The sequence below is a fragment of the Arthrobacter sp. JSM 101049 genome (genome assembly GCF_041679245.1).
GTDB lineage: Bacteria > Actinomycetota > Actinomycetes > Actinomycetales > Micrococcaceae > Arthrobacter_H.
In genome coordinates, this window is sequence record NZ_JBGFFC010000004.1 from 51,251 (window position 1) to 74,944 (window position 23,694).

The 23,694-nt window shown below is 64.6% G+C and carries 24 protein-coding genes; 13 read left to right on the forward strand and 11 right to left on the reverse strand.

Annotated features, from left to right (window positions below):
- Positions 1–99: 99 nt before the first annotated feature.
- The 4 genes from nrdF (at position 100) to AB8M85_RS12395 (ending at position 5,285) form a co-directional block, all read left to right on the forward strand.
- Positions 100–1,074 carry a class 1b ribonucleoside-diphosphate reductase subunit beta gene (gene nrdF, locus AB8M85_RS12380; protein ID WP_372699132.1) on the forward strand — a complete coding sequence of 325 codons (975 nt, stop codon included), beginning with the start codon at positions 100–102 and terminating at the stop codon, positions 1,072–1,074.
- A gap of 332 nt (positions 1,075–1,406) precedes the next feature.
- Entirely contained in the window at positions 1,407–2,624 is a 1,218-nt protein-coding gene (locus tag AB8M85_RS12385) for a hypothetical protein (protein WP_372699133.1), read from the forward strand.
- A 131-nt stretch (positions 2,625–2,755) separates the two neighbouring features.
- Positions 2,756–4,552, forward strand: coding sequence for a zinc-ribbon domain-containing protein (locus tag AB8M85_RS12390; RefSeq protein ID WP_372699134.1), 1,797 nt, complete (start codon positions 2,756–2,758; stop codon positions 4,550–4,552).
- Positions 4,553–5,111: 559 nt separating this feature from the next.
- The gene (locus AB8M85_RS12395) at positions 5,112–5,285 is read left to right on the forward strand and encodes a hypothetical protein (RefSeq protein ID WP_372699327.1); all 174 of its coding nucleotides are present in this window, start codon (positions 5,112–5,114) and stop codon (positions 5,283–5,285) included.
- Here the strand turns inward: AB8M85_RS12395 and AB8M85_RS12400 are convergent.
- The 4 genes from AB8M85_RS12400 to AB8M85_RS12415 form a co-directional block, all read right to left on the reverse strand.
- Positions 5,203–5,880 carry an NAD(P)H-binding protein gene (locus AB8M85_RS12400; protein ID WP_372699135.1) on the reverse strand — a complete coding sequence of 226 codons (678 nt, stop codon included), beginning with the start codon at positions 5,878–5,880 and terminating at the stop codon, positions 5,203–5,205. The genes AB8M85_RS12395 and AB8M85_RS12400 overlap by 83 nt on opposite strands.
- A gap of 41 nt (positions 5,881–5,921) precedes the next feature.
- Positions 5,922–9,962: a helix-turn-helix domain-containing protein gene (locus AB8M85_RS12405; RefSeq protein WP_372699136.1), complete on the reverse strand. Its 4,041-nt coding sequence runs from the start codon at positions 9,960–9,962 to the stop codon at positions 5,922–5,924.
- Positions 9,963–10,705: 743 nt separating this feature from the next.
- Positions 10,706–10,936: a hypothetical protein gene (locus AB8M85_RS12410; RefSeq protein WP_372699137.1), complete on the reverse strand. Its 231-nt coding sequence runs from the start codon at positions 10,934–10,936 to the stop codon at positions 10,706–10,708.
- A 60-nt stretch (positions 10,937–10,996) separates the two neighbouring features.
- Positions 10,997–11,311 (reverse strand): iron chaperone, encoded by a 315-nt coding sequence (locus AB8M85_RS12415; RefSeq protein WP_372699138.1) that lies wholly within the window; start codon positions 11,309–11,311, stop codon positions 10,997–10,999.
- Positions 11,312–11,609: 298 nt separating this feature from the next.
- On the opposite strand from AB8M85_RS12415, the gene AB8M85_RS12420 reads away from it, so the two are divergent.
- Positions 11,610–12,203 carry a TetR/AcrR family transcriptional regulator gene (locus tag AB8M85_RS12420; protein WP_372699139.1) on the forward strand — a complete coding sequence of 198 codons (594 nt, stop codon included), beginning with the start codon at positions 11,610–11,612 and terminating at the stop codon, positions 12,201–12,203.
- Between the two features lie 119 nt (positions 12,204–12,322).
- Here AB8M85_RS12420 and AB8M85_RS12425 read toward each other — a convergent pair whose 3' ends face one another.
- Positions 12,323–12,736, reverse strand: coding sequence for a DUF2809 domain-containing protein (locus tag AB8M85_RS12425; protein ID WP_372699140.1), 414 nt, complete (start codon positions 12,734–12,736; stop codon positions 12,323–12,325).
- 60 nt (positions 12,737–12,796) lie between these two features.
- Here AB8M85_RS12425 and AB8M85_RS12430 point away from each other — a divergent pair, with 60 nt between their 5' ends.
- Both AB8M85_RS12430 and AB8M85_RS12435 read left to right on the forward strand, forming a co-directional pair.
- Entirely contained in the window at positions 12,797–14,266 is a 1,470-nt protein-coding gene (locus AB8M85_RS12430; protein ID WP_372699141.1) for a YdiU family protein, read from the forward strand.
- 90 nt (positions 14,267–14,356) lie between these two features.
- Positions 14,357–15,220, forward strand: a complete 864-nt coding sequence (locus AB8M85_RS12435) for a thioesterase family protein (RefSeq protein ID WP_372699142.1) — start codon at positions 14,357–14,359, stop codon at positions 15,218–15,220.
- A gap of 77 nt (positions 15,221–15,297) precedes the next feature.
- On the opposite strand, the gene AB8M85_RS12440 is transcribed toward AB8M85_RS12435, so the two are convergent.
- Positions 15,298–15,903, reverse strand: a complete 606-nt coding sequence (locus AB8M85_RS12440) for a uridine kinase (RefSeq protein WP_372699143.1) — start codon at positions 15,901–15,903, stop codon at positions 15,298–15,300.
- A 37-nt stretch (positions 15,904–15,940) separates the two neighbouring features.
- On the opposite strand from AB8M85_RS12440, the gene AB8M85_RS12445 reads away from it, so the two are divergent.
- From AB8M85_RS12445 to AB8M85_RS12455, 3 genes are all read left to right on the forward strand, one after another.
- A complete protein-coding gene (locus AB8M85_RS12445; RefSeq protein WP_372699144.1) occupies positions 15,941–16,693 on the forward strand; it encodes a biotin/lipoate A/B protein ligase family protein in 753 nt (250 codons plus the stop codon).
- Positions 16,694–16,899: 206 nt separating this feature from the next.
- Entirely contained in the window at positions 16,900–17,334 is a 435-nt protein-coding gene (locus tag AB8M85_RS12450; RefSeq protein WP_372699145.1) for a DUF4262 domain-containing protein, read from the forward strand.
- On the forward strand, positions 17,334–17,747 hold the full coding sequence (locus AB8M85_RS12455) for a DUF4262 domain-containing protein (protein WP_372699146.1): 414 nt from the start codon (positions 17,334–17,336) through the stop codon (positions 17,745–17,747). Before AB8M85_RS12450 ends, AB8M85_RS12455 begins: the two co-directional genes overlap by 1 nt.
- 59 nt (positions 17,748–17,806) lie before the next feature.
- On the opposite strand, the gene AB8M85_RS12460 is transcribed toward AB8M85_RS12455, so the two are convergent.
- From AB8M85_RS12460 to AB8M85_RS12470, 3 genes are all read right to left on the reverse strand, one after another.
- The gene (locus AB8M85_RS12460; RefSeq protein WP_372699147.1) at positions 17,807–18,436 is read right to left on the reverse strand and encodes an MBL fold metallo-hydrolase; all 630 of its coding nucleotides are present in this window, start codon (positions 18,434–18,436) and stop codon (positions 17,807–17,809) included.
- On the reverse strand, positions 18,436–19,521 hold the full coding sequence (locus tag AB8M85_RS12465; protein ID WP_372699148.1) for an S-(hydroxymethyl)mycothiol dehydrogenase: 1,086 nt from the start codon (positions 19,519–19,521) through the stop codon (positions 18,436–18,438). Before AB8M85_RS12465 ends, AB8M85_RS12460 begins: the two co-directional genes overlap by 1 nt.
- A gap of 102 nt (positions 19,522–19,623) precedes the next feature.
- On the reverse strand, positions 19,624–19,893 hold the full coding sequence (locus AB8M85_RS12470) for a mycoredoxin (protein ID WP_372699149.1): 270 nt from the start codon (positions 19,891–19,893) through the stop codon (positions 19,624–19,626).
- 35 nt (positions 19,894–19,928) lie between these two features.
- Between AB8M85_RS12470 and AB8M85_RS12475 the strand changes: the two genes are divergently transcribed.
- The 3 genes from AB8M85_RS12475 to AB8M85_RS12485 are packed head-to-tail and all read left to right on the forward strand — an operon-like array spanning position 19,929 to position 21,561.
- Positions 19,929–20,693 (forward strand): SOS response-associated peptidase, encoded by a 765-nt coding sequence (locus AB8M85_RS12475; protein WP_372699150.1) that lies wholly within the window; start codon positions 19,929–19,931, stop codon positions 20,691–20,693.
- Positions 20,694–20,696: 3 nt separating this feature from the next.
- On the forward strand, positions 20,697–21,143 hold the full coding sequence (locus AB8M85_RS12480; RefSeq protein ID WP_372699151.1) for a helix-turn-helix transcriptional regulator: 447 nt from the start codon (positions 20,697–20,699) through the stop codon (positions 21,141–21,143).
- A 10-nt stretch (positions 21,144–21,153) separates the two neighbouring features.
- Positions 21,154–21,561, forward strand: a complete 408-nt coding sequence (locus tag AB8M85_RS12485; RefSeq protein WP_372699152.1) for a VOC family protein — start codon at positions 21,154–21,156, stop codon at positions 21,559–21,561.
- 57 nt (positions 21,562–21,618) lie between these two features.
- Here the strand turns inward: AB8M85_RS12485 and AB8M85_RS12490 are convergent, their stop codons facing one another.
- Both AB8M85_RS12490 and AB8M85_RS12495 read right to left on the reverse strand, forming a co-directional pair.
- Entirely contained in the window at positions 21,619–23,160 is a 1,542-nt protein-coding gene (locus tag AB8M85_RS12490; RefSeq protein ID WP_372699153.1) for a PQQ-binding-like beta-propeller repeat protein, read from the reverse strand.
- A gap of 87 nt (positions 23,161–23,247) precedes the next feature.
- Positions 23,248–23,691, reverse strand: coding sequence for a VOC family protein (locus AB8M85_RS12495; protein WP_372699154.1), 444 nt, complete (start codon positions 23,689–23,691; stop codon positions 23,248–23,250).
- Between the last annotated feature and the right edge of the window lie 3 nt (positions 23,692–23,694).

Genomic DNA, 23,694 nt, shown 5'->3' on the forward strand with positions numbered 1-23,694 from the left:
ATACCGGCACAGGAGAGCACGACGGCGGGGTCCCTCCCGCCGTCGTGCTCCCGCACCACCTACCCACAGGCACAGCCCACCAGAAAGTCAGGGGATGAAATGACCGATCAGGTCAAGCTGCACGGCCACGTCGAGGCCATCAACTGGAACCGCATCCAGGACGATAAGGACGTGGAGGTGTGGAACCGCCTCGTGAACAACTTCTGGCTGCCGGAGAAGATCCCGCTGTCCAACGACGTCCAGTCCTGGAACACGCTCACCGCCGAAGAGCAGCTGCTGACGATGCGCGTGTTCACCGGCCTGACCCTGCTGGATACCCTCCAGGGCACCGTCGGCGCGGTCTCGCTCATCCCCGATGCGATCACCCCGCACGAGGAGGCCGTCTACACGAACATCGCGTTCATGGAGTCCGTGCATGCGAAGTCGTACTCGTCGATCTTCTCCACGCTGGCCTCCACCAAGGACATCGACGAGGCGTTCCGGTGGTCCACGGAGAACGTGAACCTGCAAAAGAAGGCCTCGATCATCGAGTCCTACTACCACGGCGAGGATCCGCTCAAGCGCAAGATCGCCTCGACGCTGCTGGAGTCCTTCCTCTTCTACTCGGGCTTCTACCTGCCGATGTACTGGTCCTCCCGGGCCAAGCTGACCAACACCGCCGACTTGATCCGCTTGATCATCCGCGACGAGGCCGTGCACGGCTACTACATCGGCTACAAGTTCCAGAAGGGGCTCGAGGGCCTGTCCGAGGAGCGCAAGACCGAGCTGAAGGACTACACCTTCGAGCTGCTCTTCGAGCTGTACGAGAACGAGGTCCAGTACACCCACGACCTGTACGACGGCGTGGGGCTGAGCGAGGACGTCAAGAAGTTCCTGCACTACAACGCCAACAAGGCGCTGATGAACCTGGGCTACGAGGCGATGTTCCCGTCCTCGGTCACCGACGTGAACCCGGCGATCCTCTCGGCGCTGAGCCCGAACGCCGACGAGAACCACGACTTCTTCTCCGGATCGGGTTCCTCGTACGTGATCGGCAAGGCCGTGAACACCGAAGACGAGGACTGGGACTTCTAAAAGCTGTGAGATCTCGACCTATCTGAGCAAAATGATTGGCCTATCTGAGCAAAGCTCAGATAGGCCAATCATTAGGGCCAATTCGTCACGTGTCTGATCCGCCGGGGGAAAACCTCGCGGGGTCACCGAAGCTGTAAGTTCTGGTATCCCTGCATGCGAGCCACGGGCGTACTCGGAACTAGAACGGATTGGCGAGGAGGCAGGAAAGCAAATAGGCACGAGGGGATGCTCTAAGCAAGAGAATCCCCGCACCAATTGGTGCGGGGATCCGTTTGGAGAACGCTGAGACCTGAGAAATCGCGTGTTCTCCATAGTCTTCCCGGAGGAAAAATTTGTGCAAGAACAGTCTGACACGATCTGAACTCAAACATGGAATCGGCCCGGTCAACGGCCAGGGACAGGCTTCTAGTTCAGCACTGGCTGACGCCCTCAAAATGATCAAGCCAAGTATCCGCCAGCGTTTCGGGATCTCGGATAACGTGATCGCCTTCCTTGAGGTTCTTGTAGCCGTAGTTCGATGCGTGCTGGACGAAGGAGGCAACCGCCCATGGTTTGAAAAGCTTGATGAGCTTGATCTCGACGCTAGTTCACTTGACCTAGCAAATCTCAGCGAGGTCGTCGACTTCATGAATAAGGCCCCAGCTCAAGCTTGGACTAAGCGTTTGAAGTCTCCGCAGGGCAGGGCTTTCTTCAGGCGGCTACTGGGAGCGGCAGCCTTTGACCGAGTCGACAGTGCTATGCGGGAAGACGGAGCACTATTGGTCATCGCGACACGTCGGGGACTCCGGGCACTGATGCCCGTTGCTGTGGCATTGGATAGTTGTGCTTCCGTTCTGTCACCCGAGCAAATGCGCGGCATCAAGGGCATCACCTCGTTGACGCATTCGGCCCTCCACATTGCCTACGAGCTTGACAGCGTTCTCGACCGGGTACTGGACCAGGGCTTGCCACTGGAGCACATCCCAGTTCGACCAGACGAGCTCCGGGCCCTTGAGACGGATTTGGAAACTCTCTCCACCCAGATCGGGCACCTCGTGGCGGATCGGTCGGAGGAGCGAGTTGCGGCACTCAGCCTCGCACTAGCTCGCAAGATCAGAGGGGCGAAGCAGGTACTGCAGGTTTCCGATGATGGCGTATCACAAGCAGCCAACTCGTTGATCGAATTCATGGACAGGCTGCTGCGGAGGGCGTTCACAGAAGACTTCGTATGCACTTGGATCCAAAAGAACTGTGCCGACACGGCCGAGATGACTTACGTGGCAGACGGCGTGCTAAAGCCGACCAAGCAAGGACAGGCACTGTGTTTTGCTCACGGCGGTCGTGAAGTTGAAGAAGAATCGACGTTCCATCAAATTGCTGCACTTGGGTTGGCTACGTCGCGGAAGCGCCTCCAAAAGCTCAAGCACTCCGACAAGGGCAGCGCCGAGGAAGTTGCGGAAGTTGAGTTACTTCTGCGTGCGGTCGAAGGATTTTTCTTGTTCTCCATTTATGCGGGGTGGTCGCCTCTTGCTGAGGAGCGTCTGGATGAGCTGAAGGAAAGGCTGAAGTAGCTGGTACAGAAGGTTCGTCTTAGGCCACTCGCGTCGTCGTGAGGCGGTCTCGGTCGCAGGCCTCTTATCATCGGAGAAGACAATATTCTGGCCAGTCGGGCACCGGCAGACGACATAAAGGGGGAGAGACAGTGCCTAAGACCCAGGTCTGTTCGACCGATGATTGCATAAACAATGCCGCATTCACCACTAGAACAAAGCCCGCCTGGTGCACGGATTGCCTGATCGGCATCCTCCACGAGATGAACATGGAACCGGCGGTTCCTTTTCCCGGCAAGAACGAGCGCTGGCTGACCAGATGCCGGGACTGTAATGCCGAATGTCATTACCGGCTGGACTACCTGCTGGAGTTGCGGACGCGGGACAACGAACCTCCCTGTCGCTTCTGCTTCTGGACCCAGTGGGCAGAGGAAGCCAACCGGATGGCCGGTCTGCCTATTTATCCATTCGGCGTCGACGAGTTGCGCGAGCTGATGAAGCGAAACGGCTTTGAGCCCGTCCACGAGCTTGTTCCGTTGCCGAGCGGTAGCCATCCTGTCCTGACCCGGTGCATTCACTGTGGCATTCAGCAGGCTGAACGCCCAGGTGACATTGGGTGGGGCTGCACTTGTACTCGCAACACCGTTTCGAGCCACAAGCCGGCCGGGAGCCGAAAGGCCGGTGGCAAGGATCTGTTCGCCGATTCCGATAACGAAGCGCTCAAATGGTGGGATCACGAACGCAATAGTGAAGACGACTTCAGGACGATCACGCTCAAAGCGCGGCGGGAGGTGAGTTGGGTCTGCCCTCAGTGCGAACATAGGTTCTTCCGCAAGGTCTACCAGATGACTGACATGTACAGGACGGAATGTCCCATGTGCGAGGAAAAGCGGAGCCGGAAGTGGGGCGAGGAGCGAGCAAGGCTGAAGCAGACGCCGGCGTCTGAGGTACCAGAGCTGCTGGCAGCCTGGGCTGACGATGCCGATCCGCGTGAGGTCATGGTGGCGGATGGGTGGCAACTGCGTCGGTTCAAGTGCCCTAATGGACACTACCCCAGGGTCAGACCGGAAACGTTCCTCTCATCGGGCTGCCCGTCCTGCCGTAGTCAGGCGACGGTAGCGCGCCATAAGCCGATGCTCGCCGACGTGCTACCCGAAATTGCGGGCCAGTGGCATCCGACGCGCAACGGTAAGTGGACGCTTCAGAACATGGGCCCCGAATCCAAGCGGCGCATCTGGTGGAAAACCGACTGTTGCGGGCACGAGTGGCAGGAGCCAGTGGTAGCCCGGAACAAATACAAGCGACAGCGCTGCCCGCAATGCTTCACGATCCTCGATTCGTTGGCCTGGTACGACCCGGGCCTCGCTGCCGAATGGAGTGATGAGAATCCTGTGACTCCCTGGCATGTCCGGCCCCATGCCCAAACAGGCTTTATACCCAAATGGGTATGCGCCGTAAATCCTTTGCACATCTGGGAGGCACCGCTGGCTTCCCGTTCCAACGGGTCGGAGTGCCCGGACTGTCGTCAAACCGGAAAATCGCGGGTAGAACTGGACCACCTCGCGGCGGCCAAAACTGTCTTCGGGAAGGTGCGATCGGGCGCCAACGTCCGGGACAAAGCCTTCAGCTCACGCAAAGTCTGGAGTGTCGACATCCTCGCCGAGCACGATGGGACAAAAGTGGCCATCGAGTACGATGGTGCTTACTGGCATGGCCCCGAGCCCAAGCAGCTCGTTGACCGTTCCAAGAGCCTCGACCTGCTGGCCGCGGGCTACCTGTTGGTCCGGCTCAGGGAAGATGATCTGCCGCAGCTGAGCATTAACAGCGACGATTATCTGGAGATCCGTGTCTATTCTCGGGCTCCCAGGTCGGACGCTATCATGGCAGCGGCGGCAGCATGGGTCGAAGCCAGACAAATGGAGGAAGCTGCCTCCAAGAAGTTTGCGTAGATAAGGCCCGTGTAGTGGGGGAGCCGGTTATCCGTATCCCCGCAGGATGCGCTTTAAGCGAGATTGCGCAGCTTGCAAAGGGGAGGATGACCAAATCTCGTCGCGGTTCGACTCCGGATGGAGACTTGGGTAGCGAAGGTTCCGGCCCGGGCCCTGACTTCACGTCCTAAGGTGCCGACGACATCGCTTTCGTGGCCCACACCACCGGCTATCACGCGTAGTCGCCGAACGATTGTCCTAGTTCGTCATCGTGGCGCCGAACCCGGTCCGCGGCGTTGGGAGAGGTTTTGGATGCTAGCGCTCGTTTCTGCCGTTTCCCGCCAAGACGCTGGCCAGATCCTGACGAAACCTTTCTGGTTCGTTGGCGACAGGTAGGTCGACATCGTCTTTGGTCGCTGAATATTCGCTTCGTTGGGGTCCATCGGCCGAGGGTTTGGGGGCCAGGACGCGCTGCCGGTGTTAGCGCGCTTCGGGGCCGGTAGTGGCGTGCTTGGGGGCCACTTCGCCTAGGCTCCTTCCATCGCGTGTATTGGGCACGCGATGGAAGGAGCAACCATCAATGGCTTTTGGATCATCCGGACGAGGGGAGGCGCAGTATGCCAAGAAGGACTGGCCCTCGCTCCTGGGTTCCGGAGTCCACGCTGACACCATCATGGACCGCATCGCGCACGACACCATCTGGGTCGAGGCAGGCATCCACAACATGCGTGAACATGCCACGATGAATCAGTGAGAGCAGGCCGTTGGGAGCCGCTGGCCCCCAACGCTGCGGCTACTGGCCCCCACTGGCAATATCGCTGGCCCCGAAAAGCAATATCGAGTGGTCTCCAAACCTCCAAATACTCCGTCGCGTCGAGTTCTCCGTCTGAGTCTGCAGACAATGACTCAAACACTGCTGTGCGGTCCTCTTGTTCTGCGCCGAGATCAGCAATAAGTTCGAAGGTCTTGCGGTCAGCGGCTTGAGCGCTAAGGCTGTCGACGAGCACGCGGGAGATCTGGTCTCGCGCGATGACACCGTCGGCGGGCGTTCCGCTCTGCCGGCGGTCTCCCTGGAGCATGACGATGCGGCGCTGGTCGGTCTGGTTGTAGTCGAACCAGCCGGGCCGCACGATCGTGTAGGGCTGACCGCTCGCCCTGACGAGCCGCTCGCTGCGCAGCTTCCATTGGGTGTACGGCATGCCGGGCCGAGTCACGCCAATCGCGGTCATGAGTATGATGCGCACGCTGCGGCCCTCCAATGCGCGCAGGATGTTTGTGACGCCTGCATAATCGTTGTCCCGCAAATCGCGTTCGCTCGTGGTGGAGCCGTGGGTGCGCTTCCTGGCCAACGTGCATGGCCGCAGGGAAACCCTGGAAGCATCATCCGTGGCTACCAGCGACGCGTGTCTCGTAGCGAACGGTCGTCTGCCCGTTCTTTCTCGAGTCGTTTCGCGGCGCTTCGAGCAACCTCTTCGTAGAAGGAGCGGACGGGTGATCCTTCCGGGTGGTGCTTGGCTATCTCAGTTGCTCCGTCCCGGATGGCAATCTCTTCCGGATCGTCTTCGCCGACAGTGCGTGAATACGAGCCGTACAGCGTCGGAGCGTGAAGACCGTGGATCAGTTGCCGCCTGCTATCGTGCGCCAGGTCCTGTGCGATCTTGATCGCCTCTTCGACGAATACCGCGCTTTCTAGCACGAACTGTCGGGACGCATGCTGAAGCAGGTCCTCCACGAGCCGGATGCGGCGATCCTCTTTCGTGCGGAGCAGTTCAAGGAGAACGTCGAGCACTGCTGTGTCGAAGTGCCCCGCGACCTGGACGAAGAGTTCCGTACCGTGCATAGCCCGTTGCCAACTGCTACCACTCAAAAGCCATTCGGCTAGCTCGTTAAGTGCGGTCGGAAAGTAATCCGAGGAGCGAAACTCCAGATCTTCGCTCCAATTGTGGGGTAGCGCTTCATAGGGGCGTTCCCTATCTACGGTGTTGTCTACTCGACTTTGCAGGAGGTGAAGCACCGACGCCGGATCGTCTCGGATCTGCAGATTCAGCAGGCGGGCGAAATCGTAGTTGTCCAATGAGGGTGTCAATGCGAAGCGGTCAAGCAGAGTTTGCCGGTCGGTTTCACGAAGTTCCGACCAGCTAACGATCCTTCCGTCGGCCAGTATTTCGGCCACCACTTCGGCCAGTTTGGAGTCCCGGTCGACCGGTGCGCCCATGACGAGTTCCAGCACCAGATCATGGTCCTCCGGCTGCCACCAACGGGCCGCTCCGAGAAGCCTTGATGTGATGGTCTCGTCGTCTCGGGCTGCGAGTTGGAGAACGACAAGTTTTTGATCATCCACCAGGGCCTCTCCGCGCAGGCTCGCAATTGCAGATGCGACGAAGTGCGCTCCAGCCGCGCCCGTGTCCATGAAGGTCGCAGCAGCAGCGCGCGCGCAAGGGTCCTTGCGAGCAAACAGCGTCATCAGCGCGATGCGCTGCGTGGTCATCAACGCCTCATCCCCCCGTGAGGGGCTGTCGAGTGCAACACGGGCCAACCCAGGACGGGATTCAAACAGGCGGATCAGGAAATGATCGGGCGAAAGGAACGAGCCAGACGCCGATTCTTCGTCCCGCATGAGTTGGTGCAACCGCTCGAGGACTTCCTGATCGGTATGAGTTTTAGACCAGAGCCCGAGTACTTTGTCGACCATGCGCTGCGACGATTCGACGGAGCGCTGGTATCTCGACATCGTCGAATCTTCGTCTTCCCCTTCATCTGCATCGTCCAGTGCCCAACCAGGGCGCAGCAATCGGGTGACCATGTAGTCTGCGTCGATGATGACTTGACGACGTAGAGTGCGCGCCTGGTCGCGGCGTTCGCCAGTGCCGTATTTGGCATGCCAACCTAGGGCAAGAGTTGCCGATAGTCGGACGCCAGGCGGCACTGTCGGATCCGCGAGTATGTCACCGAGGAGGTCGAAGACACGCTCGACTTCGGTGGTTATGGTGGCGTCGCGGCCCGCCGTCCGTAGAGCTTCAACCAGGACGTCGATCGCTGCCAATGCCGTGCGCGGTTCTGAGCGCAGGTGTGCGCCGGCTTGCTCCACGACTTGCCTTCGCAGCGGTTCAACGGCCTCCGCGTTGATGGGGTGACGGGTGAACTGAACAGACATGCCTTTGGAACGGGTTGTCGTGACTTCGATACTCAGTGCGTTTTTGAGCAGCGAGAGCAGAGCAGGATAGTCGTCTGCTCGATAGCTGTCGACGAGCCAACGTCCGACGATCTCGATGTATTGGACGTTGAAGCTTACGGGCCTCCGAGGGTGGTACTCGCCAAGTTCGCGGAGAAGGCGCATCGCATGCCCGGGGTTTTGGTGTTCCGGGCGGGTATCGCTTCGTCCGATGGCAAACAGCAGTTCCATGCCTCGTTCCAATTGGTCCGGGTCATAGGACGCATTGCGGACGAGGCCGGCCAGGGCCTGGTTCGTGTCTTCAGCGGTGATGTAGGGGTTGCCGCCCCAGATGCGGGCGATGGCACGCTCTTCGTCGGGTGCAGGATGGTCAATGATGTGCTGTGCGAGGTTCAGGGCGTTTTCTGCGTAGACAGCGGCCACGGCCTCAATTCCGTTGACGACGCTTTGGCGCTCTGAGTTGCTCATGTCCAGAATGGACTGCCTCAAGCTTGCCCAAAGCCTTTCGCCCAGATGGGAAGCCATTTCCCCACGCCGGTACCAGTCGATCAGGCTGACATTGGTAATCGCATTGGTAAGTGCGCCGCCGCGGACGAGTTGGGCGATACGTGCCGACCATCTTGTGTCAATGCCACTACGAGAAACAAGGGCGCGTTCCAGAACTGCTTCACCAAGAAGATCCGGCACGACACGCACCGACTGGCCTCGACGCATGACCACCCCGAGGTCTTCCAATTCGTCGATAGTCCGCAGGACAGCGTGTTCAGATTGCTCGCTCAATGCCGTGAGAGCGCCGAGCGAGTCTGCATCGTCAAGCCGAGCGGGCTGTACGGAGGCAATCGCGTCAAGGACGGCGCGTTGCCTGTCTTCGTGCGAACCTCGCATAAGGATGTCGGCGAAATGCGTCAGGATTTCCGCGCGAAGGCCAGCTTTTCCGTAGAGCAGTTCAGGCGGGAGGTGTCCTTCCTTAACGAGGTGTGCACCGACAACAATGAGCAACGGACAGTCATATCCAATGAGACCCAGCTGCTCTACCGTCCTAGGCGATGCGGTATCGCCAAGCGCTGCACGTGCCAGCTCCTCAGCCTGGGGAAGTGGCAGATCGGCAACTTCTACCTTGATTTTGTTGGCAGTGGCTGACGCAATCGACATTTTCGCGAGCAATTCTTCCTCGCGATTCGGGCGCACTGAGAGCACGATCGTGGCATGCGGGCGAGCCGTGCGGATCCCGGCAACGAGTGACTCTGCAGAGGAGCCGAGGCTGAGAGCGTCGTCAAGGACAATGACTGGAGCGCCTTCAGGCAGGAGGTCGAACATTTCCGCAGTGACCGGACCCTTGGAAGCGAAGCGTACTTTTCGAGCCGACTCCGTGTGCGCCAACTCCGTAAGGAGCCTAGTCTTACCGATGCCGCCGCGCCCCACCACGAGCACAATAGGCTCATGGTTGGCGACCAGTTGAGTGAGCCGCCCTAATTCCTCGTCGCGTCCTACAAGGCCGAATTGCTTGTCGTATCCGAGCCGACCGGCAAGGGCCGGCTCATACTCGGCCAAGGGCAGCCAAGGCGACGGGTCCGCTATGCCAAGGAACAATTCCCGCAGGCGAGGGAAATAGGCATCAATTAGCATGAGCTGGGTTTCCTTCGAAAGCTCGCGCACTCGCGCCGCTAAATCCTCGCCGTCCCAAAGCGCCCATCCAGGGTGCTTCCGTACCTCAAGCCGCGCTTCGGGGCTAGCCGTCGGACGGCTGAGCGCAATCAGTCCTGACGTGATCTCGGCCTGGGGCTGGACTTCTTCTACCACTTTCTGGATGTCGGCCGGCCCAAAGCGCTTTTCGTGCTTGCACTGGATGCCTACTCGTTCGTCTTCCCCTGTTGCGAACACATCGACACCAAATTGCTTGTAGCCGGTAGAACCGTTCCGTGTGACCTCCCACGCCGGATGCAGACCGCGGTAGAGGTCGCGCACAAAGGCCTCGAACGCCTCGTCGCTAAGTTGTTCGAAAGGCAGCACTTGAGGACGTGGCCGACCCGCAGGGCTCGAAGGGGCGTCATAATCTCCAGCTGCCCGAACCGTGGACAGGTTCAGATCAAGGAGTTCGCAGAGCTGAGGCAATTGATTGACGCGAGGACGCGACGCACCTCGTTCCCAGGTGCTAATTGCTTGCTGCCGAAGACCAACTTGGCGCGCGACCGCGCTCTGATCCAGGCCGCGGGCCTCGCGAGCTTTGCGCAGCAGGGCGCCTAACGCCGGATAAGTCATGCAGCCATACTACACGCATTTAATGCGTGTACAAGAATAATGCGTAGGGCATACACGCATCTTTTGCCGTTGAGAGGCACATACCCACTTGATGTATGTGCCCCAGCCGGGCGTCAGGAAGCCTGCCGAACCGGGGGTCCAGCGCTCCACCGACGAAGCATTGGTATCCCGGACGGGACACACCTGCTGCTGTTCAACGCGTTCGCCGATTCGGGCACTGCCGGCGGATCGCGCCCCAGGCGGCACCGTCCATGTGAGCCATGACGCCGGACAGACCTGAAAGCTGATGGGCAAACGTATCGGCCCCGGCTGCCGCCATCATTGCCGAACCGGCGAGGATCGACGACTGCACCTCTGGGGGCCGTGGACAACGGCGTCGAGTACTCCGTCGATGGGGGCCGCTTTCAGCATCGACATCACCGACCACGCTGCCGGTTGAGTCATTAGGTGACCAGCCTGCTCTTGACGCCCGGGCCCGCAGTTATCAATCCATCGCCGCGCGTCGGGAAATGTTCAGTTTGCAAGATTGATGATGCGGAGCTGCATAAGCAAAGATCCGCGCTAACAAGGCGTTTCCGTACCTGAGCATTTGCTCACATAGGTCGGCGTCTCACAAAAGCACCGATTGAGCCCCAGCGCCCGTGTGGGCGGCGGGAGGCCCGGGCCTGTGGTATTCCGCAGGCCCGGGCCTTTCTCACGCCGGCTTCCTGGGGGCAGAGGGCACCGGGGAGGACCAGGCCGGCTCAGGGGAGATCGGCGAAGGCCTTCTTGGTGTCGCGGTACCAGCCCATCGCCTTCCTTGGATGCCGCCACCTGCTTTTCATCGCCTCGTGGGCAGGCTGGTGGGACTCGTCGCCCGCCCGGACGGAATCACGCAGGTGGCGATCCTGTGCCTTGATGATTTCGTCGGCGGTCTGCCCCTCGAGGGCCAGGTCGCAGGGGCCGCCCAACTGGCGGCACGTCATGGTTTTCATCGGAATCTCCTCATCGTTTCATTCTTGAGCGGCCGGGTGACCGGCTGGGTGTCGAGGCCATCAGCCGACGGCGCGGCGGATCAGCCCGGAAATCCGTTCTTCGACCTCCGGGGAGACCTGGGTGACTGCGTAGCTCGTGGGCCATGCCGGACCGTCGTCCAGGTGGGCCCTGTCGCTGAACCCGAGGGGCGGGTACCGCGCCTTGAACTTGTCCGCATTCTGGAAGAAGCACACGATGGCACCGTCTTGCGCGTAGGCAGGCATGCCGTACCAGAGCCTCGGCGCGAGCTGTGGCGCGGCCTCCTCGACGATCGCGGGGATGCGCTCGGCGATGGATCGATCCGGTTGTGGCATCTCGGCGATCTTCTCGAGCACGGCTTGTCGGGCCTCGGCGGCCTTCTCTACAGGGGAGATGCGACGTGCCGCTGCCCTGGCTCACCTGGCACGTTCCTTGATGGCGGCGCGCTCTTCGGCAGAAAAAGGAATTCTGGGTGCTCGTGGTGCTGGTGACCATTTCGGGCGTCCTCTCTCATGGTCTGGTTTAAAGCGAGTCAACGCCGTATCCAAGCCGCTTCCCGCTAACGGCACGGTTCGTACCGATGCCGGTCATGCTAGTGACCCCTGACGACGATGTCAACGGCACGCTTCGTGCCGTTGGTGGTAGCATGTCTCCATGACGTCATTGCCTACGCCACCGCGCCGTCGAGGGCGGGAACGCACTCTGGAGCTGCTGGAAGTGACGCTCGACCTTGCCGCGGAGGTCGGCTACCGGGGACTGACGATCGAGGCGATCGCCCGTCGCGCCGGCGTGGGGAAGCATACGATTTATCGGCGCTGGTCGTCGATCTCGGAACTCCTTTTGGACGCCCTCAACCATGTGTGGATCAGCGATCTGGACTACCGCGACACCGGTCGGATACGGGAGGACCTGCGCGAGCAGTTCGTGCGCTCCAGCCGGGGCTTGTCGCGTCCCCCGATGGGCCCCATCTACCGCGCCGTGATTGCCGATGCGCAATCGGATGCCGAGTTCAGGGAGACCCTTCACAGGAGGTTCCTCGCAACCGTCGAGCAGCGGACCTTGGACCGTGTTCAACTCGCTCAACGCCACGGGCAGCTTAGAAGGGACGTGGACCTGACGTACGCGGCCGAAGTGTTGGCCGGAGCGCTCTATTACCGGTGGCTGTTGACGCCCCTGCCGATCGACGAACACGCCATTGACGGGTTGATCGGCATGTTCATGGACGCGTATGGCGAATCATCGGCCTGACATGGCCGACGTTCCTTGCCTGAGGCCCCTCGAAAACGTGCCATGGTCCGGCCCAACGTATGCCGGCAGTCCAGGCCACGAGCGTGGCTCGCACAAGTGCAGTCCCTGCGACCGCTGAATCACCGCGGGCTGTGGCCCGCCGCTGATATCGCCCGGTGGTCCACCGCCGAGGCCACCACCACACCCAGGAGGTAGGCCACCAGATCTGAGGGAACGAAGGTGCTCCCGAGCACCAGTCGGACGGCTGGCACGGCCGCAGCCAGTTCGCGGGGGAGCGGCGTCAACTGCAGGAGCTCCACGGCACAGCTGATGGCCAACGCCAGCACGGCTACCGTCCGTGGACGCCAGAACGGTGCGACGACCGCCACCAACAGGTACACCAGGACCGCATACAGGACACCGCCTGCGGCGTCGCCGACCCAACCGTCGAGCAGGAAGCGGGCGGCCAGCCCCACCGGAACCACCACGACGGCGGCAATGCCCAGTCCGAGGCGCCGGCTGGCGCGGGGCGGGGCCGATCCGGGGCGTTGCATCCGGGCAGTCTACCGCCCGGGGGGACGACACCCGGAGGGAGCTCGGCGTATGGTCGAATGATGAGCGCTGCACTCCAGGGAACCGCCGTCCTCGGCGGCCACTTTGCCCATGACCTGCCCGAACTTTCCGTTGCCTGGCAGGCCGAGTCGCCCGTGGACCCGCGACTGCTGGTGTTGAACGCCGAGCTGGCGTCCGAGCTGGGCCTGGAACCGGATTTCCTGCGCAGTCCCGAGGGTTTCGGGCTGTTGGCAGGCACGATCCTGCCCGAGGGGGCCACCCCCGTCGCACAGGGGTACGCCGGGCACCAGTTCGGTTCCTACTCACCGCGGCTGGGCGATGGCCGGGCCCTGCTCTTGGGGGAATTGACCGGACGGGACGGCACGCTGCACGACCTGCACCTCAAGGGCTCGGGCCGCACGCCCTTTGCCCGCGGTGGCGACGGCAAGGCAGCTGTCGGTCCGATGTTGCGCGAGTACCTCGTCAGCGAGGCCATGCACTCCCTCGGTGTACCCACCACCCGGTCCCTCGCCGTGCTGGCCACCGGCGGCATGGTCCGGCGCGACGAGATGCTGCCCGGTGCGGTCCTGGCGCGCATCGCCTCGAGCCATCTGAGGGTCGGTTCGTTCCAGTACGCGCGGGCCTCGGGCGATGCGGCGCTGCTGCGCCGCGTGGCCGACCACGCCGTCGCACGGCTGCATCCCGAAGCCGCCACCGCGGAGCGGCCCTACCTCGCGTTGTTCGACGCCGTCGTCGCCGTCCAGGCCCGGCTGGTCGCCCAGTGGATGCTCGTCGGCTTCGTCCACGGCGTGATGAACACCGACAACATGACGATCTCCGGACAGACCATCGACTACGGCCCCTGCGCCTTCCTGGACGGCTTCGACCCGGCCGCCGTGTACAGCTCAATCGATACCCAGGGGCGCTACGCCTACCGCAACCAGCCGGTCATCGCGGAGTGGAACCTGGCCCGTCTGGCCGAAGCCCTGTTGCCGTTGCTGGACGACGACGAGGACCGGGCCGTCGAACTGGCCATGGCCTCGCTGCGGACCTTCCGCGACCAGTACAGCAGCGCCTGGTCGGAGGGGATGCGCCGCAAGCTCGGGCTGGCGCAGGGCCCGACGGGTGACGAGAACGCGGCAGGGAGCGCCGTGGACGCGGTCATCGCCCTGCTGCAACAGGAACGGATCGACTACACCTCCTTCTTCCGCCGGCTCGGCGCCGCCGCGTGCGGGGACGCCGAGCCGGTGCGCAGCCTGTTCACCGACCCCACAGCCCTCGATGCCTGGCTTGGATCCTGGCGGGAGCTCGGCCCCGACGCCGACCTGATGGACCAGGTGAACCCGGCCTACATCCCGCGCAACCACCTGGTGGAGGAGGCCCTGGACGCGGCGACGGCCGGCGACATGGATCCGTTCATGCACCTGCTGGACGCGGTGACCGACCCGTACCGCGAACGCCCCGGCCTGGAACGGTACGCTGCGGGCGCACCGGACGACTTCGGCCCCTACCGCACCTTCTGCGGCACCTGAGCAGCCGCCCGGCCTGCGGAGAAGGAACCCGGGAAAGCGGTTAGGCTGGAAAATCTGGTGCCCACTGCGCCGTGCTGAAAGGATGGATCCATGACCGCGACCTCGCTCGGCCAGGGGAAGAACCCCGACGCCTCCGCCGACCACCTCGCCCACCTTCCCGACGGCTCGGCGCCCACGTCCTTCTACGTTCCGCTCGGTCCGGGCAGGTACCGCTCCACCATCCACACCCAGGGCGCCTGGAACGCCCACGAACAGCACATGGCCCCGGCCACCGGGCTGCTGGTGCACGAGCTCGAGAAGTTCGAGCCGCGCGAGGACATGCGGATGGCCCGGGTGAGCCTGGACATCCTGGGCATCATCCACGGCGGCGACATCGAGATCACCACCCGCATGGTCCGTCCCGGCAAGACCATCGAACTCGTCGAGGCCGAGATGGCCTGCCAGGGCCGCACGGCGATCGTCGCCCGGGCCTGGCGGCTGAAGACGCACGATTCCACCTCCGTGGCCGGCCTCGAGGACCCGCAGGTCACGCATCCGGAGGAGCTTCCCGCCTGGGAGGGCATGGACATGTGGCCCGGCGGCTACATCGAACAGCTCGAGTTCCGCGTCGAGCCCGGACTGCGCCTGGGCAAGGGCATGGTCTGGATGCGCAACCCGAACTCCATGGTCGACGGCGAGGCCTCCGATGACATGGTCCGCCTGCTGGGCATGGTGGACACCGCCAACGGGGTCGCCCCCCGCGTGGCACCCGGCCCGGCGTCCTGGATGTTCCCCAACGTGGACCTGCAGATCCACATGCACCGCCGTCCGGTCGGTGAATGGCTGGGCATCTCCTCGCAGCAGACCTACGGCACCGACGGCATCGGCCTGACCTCCGCGGTCCTGCACGACGTCGAGGGACCGTTCGGACGCAGCGAACAGATCCTCACCGTGCGCCCGATGCCCGTCCGCTAGCCTCCGTCGGCTCGGCCCCGGGCGGCGCCGGGACAGGTCGCCGGCAACGGGAGCCGGAACAGCAGAAGCGGGCGGGCTCAGGCCGCGGCGAGCAGTTCCCGGATCCTGGCCTTCGGGGTGGGCACGAACCCGGCATCGACGTACCGCCGGCGCAGCTGGCCCTCGCTGCGGTAGAGGGCCCACCCGCGGCGCAGTAGGAACGGCAGGGGCTTGCGGCGTTCCCTGACGTCGCGCACGAGCCGGCGCACCGCCGTCGTCATCGGAGAAACGTCGATGTAGTAGGCGTGCACCTCGACGCCGGCGGCCAGCAGCGGCGCCCGGATCTCGTCCACGAAGATGCCCTCGGCGACGGCCGGGCTGCCGGCCAGGTCAACGCGCTTGTATCCGGAGTAGCTCGAGGTGGAGATCGAGTAGTCGGGCACCTGCATGCTGCCAGTGTGCAACAGCGCCAGGACGGCCTCGGCGGCCGCATCGCAGTTCCAGGTGCCGGGATGGTCCCAGTCGACCTCGCCGTACCCGGTGCGGGGCAGCGGGGTGGTGGGGGAGTCCTCGGCCAGCTCGCGGTAGAAGTTGTCCAGTTCGATGTGGGGTCGGCCGTACCGTTCGGCGAGGTAGGACTTCCCGGATCCGGAGGAGCCGCCGAGCAGGATGAGGGGCAGGGGTCGTTCAGGCACGCCGTCCATTATCCCGGGAGGTACGCCCACAACTACAATCGAGACCATGACCGCCTGGAATCCCGCAGCCGACCTGCCGCTGACCATCTGGCGGTCCGAGGCCGTCGGCGACCCGGCGGCCGACCTGCTCGAGGGCATCCGGCTGCTGGAGCGTGTACGCGACGGGCAGGCCGGGGCGACGCTGCGGCTGTACCGCCCGGAACCGACGCTGGCCTTCGGCCAACGAGACGTCCGCCTACCCGGGTACGACGCCGCTGCCTCCTCCGCACGAGGCCTCGGCTTTGCCCCGGTGGTCCGCAAAGCCGGTGGCCGGGCGGCCGCCTACCACCGCGGGACGCTCATCGTCGACCACGTCGAACCGGCGGCCGAGGCGATGGGGGGCCACCAGGAGCGCTTCCGGGTTTTGGGGGAGCTGTACGCGAACGCCCTGGGATCGCTGGGCATCGCCGCCGGGGTCGGGGAGATCCCAGGTGAATACTGCCCCGGGGAATTCAGCGTCCACGGGATCCCGAGCAGTCTGTCGGCCGCAACCGGTCCCGTGAAGCTCGTGGGCACCGCGCAACGCGTCGTGGCCGGGGCCTGGCTGTTCGCCAGCGTGTTCGTCGTGGAGGACTCCGCGCCACTGCGCCGCGTGCTCGAGGCGGTCTACCGCGACATGGCGCTGCCCTTCGATCCGGCCACCGCCGGGGCCGCCGAGGACCTGGTTCCGGGCCTCACCGTCCCCGACGTCGAACGTGCGCTGCTGGCCGCCTACGCCCGGCACACCACGCTCGTGGACCCGGGGATCGTGCACGCCTAGCAGAGCCCTCCAGCCGGTTCCCCACCGGCCACCGGCCACCGCCGGCCGACGGGTTCGCGGACTTCCACGGCACCCCCACAGGTCCGATCCGGCCGCTCGTTGTGCACACCCTGCCGATCTCACGTGCCCCGGCCTTCGCGGCCCGTCGATGCTGGTGTCTGTGGCACCGGGCGCGACGGGGCGACCGGTGCCGGTGAGGAGGCATCATGTGTACCAACTGCAGCACCTTAGCCCGTCGGCTGGAACCGGCGGCGGCTCCGCCGCCGGGGGACTGGTTCGTCGAGCACGCGATCGGGCGGCGCGGAGTGCCCGTCGCCTATACGGTCGGGCTGACCGGACTGGACCAACCCGAGCTGATCATCCGCGAGGTGGCCTACGGGGTGGCCCACGGGATCCTGCATGCGCTGGTGGACCGGCTCGCGGAGTGCCCGGCGCGGCTGCAACCGGGCACCGCGACCGGTCCCGGAGGTCGGGAACTGATCCTGCGGCGCTACGCCCACAGCATCGAGCTCACGCAGGCGATCGTGCGCTATGAGGGAATCATCGGAGTCCTGCAGGTCGTCCCGGCACCTGCGGCACCGCCGAAGGCGCTGCGTCCCGGCGGAGTGCTCGAGCTGGCCCGCGGCAAGGTCGGCGCCTGATGTGCGAGATCTGCCAGGGGATGTCGATCCAGGAATCGCTGCGACGCGACGACGAGCAGATCGCGCGCTCCGGCTGGATGGTGACGCATGTCGAGTCGGAGGACCCGGCCGGGCGCTTGTCCTACAGCATGGGGCTTACCGCAGTCCGGCACCCGGAACTGGTCATGCTGGGCAGCGCTCCGCGCCTCGCCCAGTTCGTGCTCGGCACTGCCGCCTCGCAGGTTGTCGGCGGCCATCGCCGGTTCGAGGTGGGCGAGCCGTGGGTCCTGGCGGGAGAGCGCTATCGGGTGGCGAACGGACGGCCCCGCGCCCACCTGCTCCTCGGTGCACGGCGCCGCTACGGCAAGGGCATCACGGTGTTGGAGTTCATCGCGGACACGCCCTGGTGGGGCCGCGCCCGGGGCGCCGGCTAAAAACGGCGGTGGCGGGCCCCGAAGGACCCGCCACCGCCGCTTCGTCCGACCAGCGTCGGCTATTCGCCGCGGTCGATCCATTCCTGCAGGTGCGGTGCCTCGGCCCCGATGCTCGTGGATTCGCCGTGGCCGGTGTTCACCACGGTGTCCGGGGGGAGCACCAGGAGGCGATCGCGGATGGACTCGATGATCGTCTCGAAGCTCGAGTAGCTGCGTCCGGTCGCCCCCGGCCCGCCCTTGAACAGGGTGTCGCCGGAGAAGAGCGTGCCGTGGCGCTGGGCGTGGAAGCACGTCGACCCGGGGGAGTGGCCCGGGGTGTGGATGGCCCGCAGCGTCGTGCCGGCGATCTCGAACGTGTCGCCGTCGCTGATCTCGGCATCCGGGGTCGTGTCGGGGAAGACGTCCTCCCACAGCATCTGGTCGTCCGGGTTCATGTGGATCGGGGCACGGACGGCGTCGGCGAATTCGCGGGCGAAGCGGATGTGGTCGTCGTGCCCGTGGGTGAGCAGGATGGCCTTGACGGTACGGCTTCCCACGGCCTCGACGATGGCCTGCGGCTTGTGGGCGGGGTCGATGACGATGACCTCGCTCTCGTCGCCGATGATCCACACGTTGTTGTCGACGTCCCAGGTGCCGCCGTCGAGGCTGAAGGTGCCCGAGGTGACGAGGTTCTGGATCTGTGCGGGCATCAGAGTTCCACCACCGAACGCAGCACCGTGCCGTCGTGCATCTTCTCGAACGCGGCCTCGATGTCGCCCAGGCCGATGCGCTCGGTGACGAAAGCATCCAGGTCCAGGCGGCCCAGCTTGTACTGGTCGACCAGCATCGGGAAGTCGCGGGAGGGCAGGCAGTCGCCGTACCAGGAGGACTTCAGCGACCCGCCACGCCCGAAGACGTCGAGCAGCGGCAGTTCCAGCTGCATCTCCGGTGTCGGGACCCCGACCAGCACCACGCGGCCGGCCAGGTCGCGGGCGTAGAAGGCCTGCTTGTAGGTTTCCGGGCGTCCGACGGCGTCGATGACCACGTCGGCCCCGAATCCGCCGGTCAGTTCGCGGATGGCCTCCACCGGGTCCTGCTCCTTGGAGTTGATCCCGTGGGTGGCACCCAGGTTCTTGGCCAGCTCGACCTTGGCGGGGTCGATGTCGACGGCGATGATGGTGGTCGCCCCGGCCAGTTGGGCACCGGCGATGGCCGCGATCCCCACGCCGCCGCAGCCGATGACCGCGACGGATTCCCCGCGCTTGACCTCGCCGGTGTTGATCGCCGCGCCGATGCCGGCCATGATCCCGCAGCCGAGCAGTCCGACAGCTGCGGCGTCGACGTCCTCGTCGACCTTCGTGCACTGGCCGGCGGCGACGAGCGTCTTCTCCGCGAAGGCGCCGATGCCCAGTGCGGGGGAGAGCTCGGTGCCGTCCTCGAGGGTCATCTTCTGGGTGGCGTTGGCGGTGTCGAAGCAGTACTGCGGCTGCCCCTTGGCGCAGGCACGGCATTGCCCGCACACGGCGCGCCAGTTCAGCACCACGCGGTCGCCGACGGCGACGTTGGAGACGCCCTCGCCAATCTGGCTGATGACGCCGGTGGCCTCGTGCCCGAGCAGGTAGGGGTACTCGTCGCCGATCCCGCCGAGCTTGTAGTGCAGGTCGGTGTGGCAGACCCCGCAGGTCAGGATGTCCACGACGGCTTCTCCTGGCCCGGCATCGGGGACGACGATCGTCTCGATTTCCACCGGTGCGTCCTTGGCCTTCACGACGACGGCCTTGACCTTCTGTGGCATGTGGTTTCCATCCTCTCGGCCGCAGCGCACGGCCCGTTTCGGTAAAGAAAAAGGTGCCCGAGCGGACGAACCGCGGGCACCCTTCATCCTGTCACAGAGCGGTCAGAGGCGCTCGCGCACCTGCTCAATACGGGGATTCGTTACGGCGGACCCATCCGCGAAGAGCAACGTCGGCACGGTCTGGTTGCCGCCGTTGACGGACTCGACGATCTCGGCCGTCCCGGCGACCTCCTCGATGTTGACCTCGCGGTAGGCGATGCCATCGGCGTCCATGGCCTTCTTCAGGTTCCGGCAATAGCCGCACCAGGAGGTGGTGAACATGGTGACGGTTCCGGCGGCCGGGACGAATTCAGCGGTTTTCACATCAGTCATACCCGGCACAACCAGCCCTGTGAGACCCTTATTCCATGTGTGGCAGATACGTGATGGCGCGGGCCATCGGTGACCTGGTCGCTGACGCCGAGGCGGAAGCCGACGACGCGCTGGAACTGCGGCAGTCGTGGAACGTCGCCCCGACCTCCGACGTCCCGATCGTGCTCGAGCGCCTGGTCGACGACGAGCTCGTCCGGCAGGTCCACCTCGCGAAGTGGGGCCTGGTGCCCATCTGGGCCAAGGACCCCTCCGTCGGCGTGCGGTCCTTCAATGCCCGCAGCGAGACCGTCTTGGAAAAGCCCACGTTCCGCTCGGCCGTGAAGGCCCGCCGCTGCGCCGTCCCGGCCGAGGGCTACTACGAATGGCAGAAGACAGGAACCGGCAAGACCGCCGTCAAGCGCCCCTACTTCGTCCACCCCGAGGATGATTCGCTGATCTACTTCGCCGGGATCTACGAATGGTGGAAGGACGGCTCCAAGGCAGAGGACGACGCCGGACGCTGGCTGCTCAGCTGCTCCATCCTCACGATGGCCTCACCCGAGGAGACCGGGGAATCCGAGGTGCTCGACGGGCTGCATGGCCTGCACGACCGGCTGCCCATCCCCATGGGCCGCGACATGATGGCCGAATGGCTGAATCCCGCGAACAAGGAAGCCGGGCCCCTGGTCGAACAGCTCCGCGCGGAGGCCCACGGGGTCGCCAGCCACTGGACGTTGCGGGAGGTGCCCCCGGCCGTGGGCAACGTCCGGAACGACGGGCCGGAGCTGACGGAGCCGGTCGTCGGCCTCTTCGCGGAGTAGCCCATGGCCTTGGACGGGCACGACCTCGCCGAACTGGTCCATCTGCGGCGTGCCCGGGACCTGATCGACCGGGACTTCGCCCGCCCGCTGGACGTGCCGACCATGGCCGCGCGGGCGCTGATGTCCCCGGCGCACTTCTCCCGGCGCTTCAAGGCGGCCTACGGCGAGACGCCCTACGCCTACCTGATGACCCGGCGGATCGAACGGGCCATGGCGTTGTTGCGCGGTGGCGTCAGCGTCACGGACGCCTGCATGGCGGTGGGGTGCACGTCGCTGGGGTCGTTCAGCTCGAGCTTCACCCAGATCGCCGGCGAGACGCCCACGCAGTACCGGAACCGGGACCACGCGGCGATCGAGGCCATGCCGGCCTGCATCGCGCGGCTCAACGCCCGGCCCTCCTCGGTCAAACCGAGCAGGATTCGAGAAGCGGAGCCCGGTGTGGGCGCCTAGCGTTGGGGGCATGAACATTTCACTCCAGTACTGCCACGTCACCGTCCACGACGTGGACGAAGCCCTTCCCTTCTACCGCGACGCGCTCGGCCTCACGGTGCGCAACGATGTCGCCGGCGGCGGCCACCGATGGGTCACCCTCGGCTCCGATTCCCGGCCCGGCGCCGAGATCGTCCTGTCCGATCCCCACGCCGGGCGTTCGGAACAGGACGGCAACGCCATGCAGGAACTTCTGGCCAAGGGCGTGCTGCCCATGACCATCTTCACCACGGACGACGTCGATGCCCTCTTCGAACACATCCGTGCCACGGGTGCCGAGGTTCTTCAGGAACCCATCGACCAGCCGTGGGGCCCGCGGGACTGTGCGTTCCGCGACCCGTCGGGGAACATGGTGCGGATCAACCAGGCAGCCAGCTGACTACATGCTCCGAACCGCGTGGGCGGCCCGCCGATCTAGGCGGCCCGCCCCGCGTCCTCAGGACTTCTTACCCGGCGGGAGCTTGAAGCCCAGGAGCTTTCCCTCCTCGGCGACCACGGTGACGCCCTGCTCCGCATTGTCGACGTCCTTGACGGCTCCGACGGTGTAGCCCTTGGCCTTCTTGCCGTTGGCCTTGCAGGAGGTATACAAGTCTCCGCCCGCTCCGTGGCCTGGCGATTCCTCGTCGGGTTCAATGGGCAGGTTGTAGTAGACATCAGCGGTGCAGAAGAATGTCTCACCTGCGGCTGCCCGCCGGTTCTTGCCGATCGCGGCGTCTACGATCAGGTTTCCGCTGGCCTTTCCTGTCAGGACATAGTCCCCTCGTCCGGCCGTGGGCCTGAGGAGTTCGTCGGTCTGGGCCAGCTTCACGGTTTTGGACTTCCAGGCGGTTTTTCCTGTGAGCGGGTCGTACCCGACGAGCCGGGCTTTGCCCTTGCGGTAGGTGTTCTTGCCGGGGACCTGCACGCTTCCCGAGAGGAATTCGCATCGGACCGGATACGCCTCTCCGTCGTGGAAGCGGGTTCCCGAAGTACCCATCTGGGAGCGGCACCACAGATGGGCGCCCCCTGCCTTCCACAGGACCTTTCCGGTCGTCGCCTGGATCCCGACCAGCACCTGGTCCGTTGCATCGATCGTGTAGGAGTCGAGCTCATCGAAGTCCTCGTCGCTCAAGTCGGGGCGCGGACGAATGCCCACGGCACCAATGAAGAGGTTCTTCTCCTCCAGGTAGTCGAATGACCAACCCCAGCCGGTACTGGCGCCCGCCCCGAAGACTGACTTCAGGTTCTTCTGCCAGAGGACCTTGCCCTGGTCAGCGCGTGCGAGCCGTTGCTGATCGCCCCCTCTCACCACGAGGCCACCGGCTCCGATCGGCTGGGCCTGCTCGCCGAGCGGGCTTGCTTCCTTGCCGTGCTTGACCTGCCCGGTGGCCAGATCGACGTGCACGAGTTCCGTGATGTCTTCGGAAAGCCGCCACCGCCGGTAGCAGAGATCGGTTCCATCGTCGCATTCGTCGGGCCGGGAGGTGGCAAGTTCCGGGCTCTTTCCGCGGTAGACCTCCTTGCCGGACTTCAGGTCGACGGCGACGGGAACCGTCCAGTTGTAGGTCCCGTAGTCCTCATCGGGAATATGCCCACGCTGGAGGAAGACGGCACGGACGTGCCCCTTGCTGTCTTCGGCGACAGCCGGGCCATTGACGATGCCGGAGCTGACGTCGCCCGGGTGGTAGTCCTTGCGCCAGAGTTCCTTGCCGTTCTTGACGTCCAGGGCGACCAGTTCCATCAGCTGGCCCTCGCCGGTGATGGCCAGGGCGACGCCGTCGTGCAGCAACGGCTGCCCGATCGGCTCCAACTTCTTGGTCCAGACGGGCTTGATCCATGCGGTGCTGCGCGGTGCGATCGGAGCTGCCGATGCGGTGGCCGCGTTCTGGCCCGGGGCGGGGCTGGATGCCGAGGACGGCGGAGGGCCGGTGCAGGCAGTGGTGAGGACCAACGGCAGCAGTGCGAGGACGGTGAGACTGGTCGTGAGGTGTTTTCCCATGCCTCGAAGCTATCGGCGCGCCGAAGGCGGCAACAGCAGTTCGCGGGAATGTGGATAAGTCCGGGTCTGGACAACGCCGTTTGGCGCTCAGGCAGTCAAGGTGAGTGATCCGTCGTCGTGCACTGTGAAGTTCGGGTTGTGCACGAAGTCCCAGCGGAAGCCGTCGGGATCGGCGATGCAGGCGCTGGTCCCTCCCCAGGAGCGCAGCGCCGGTGCGGTGATGGCGGTGGCCCCGGCCTCGAGCGCGCGCCGGTAGAGGCTACGGACCTCGTCGGCGGTGTCGGTGTTGTGTCCGAGGGAGAGCGGCGGGGCGAGGGGGCCATGGCCGACGTCGCCGTATTCGCCCGGCATGCTTTCGGCGTTCCAGAGGGCCAGCAGCAGGCCGCGCCCTGCCTGGACGAAGGCGATTTCGCCGGGGACGTGGTTGACCCGGGAGAAGCCCAGGCCCTCGGCGTAGAAGGCCAGGGACGTCTCAACGTCCCGCACCCCGAGGGTGATGGCGGTGATCCCGGGACCGGTGATGGAAGTCATGGC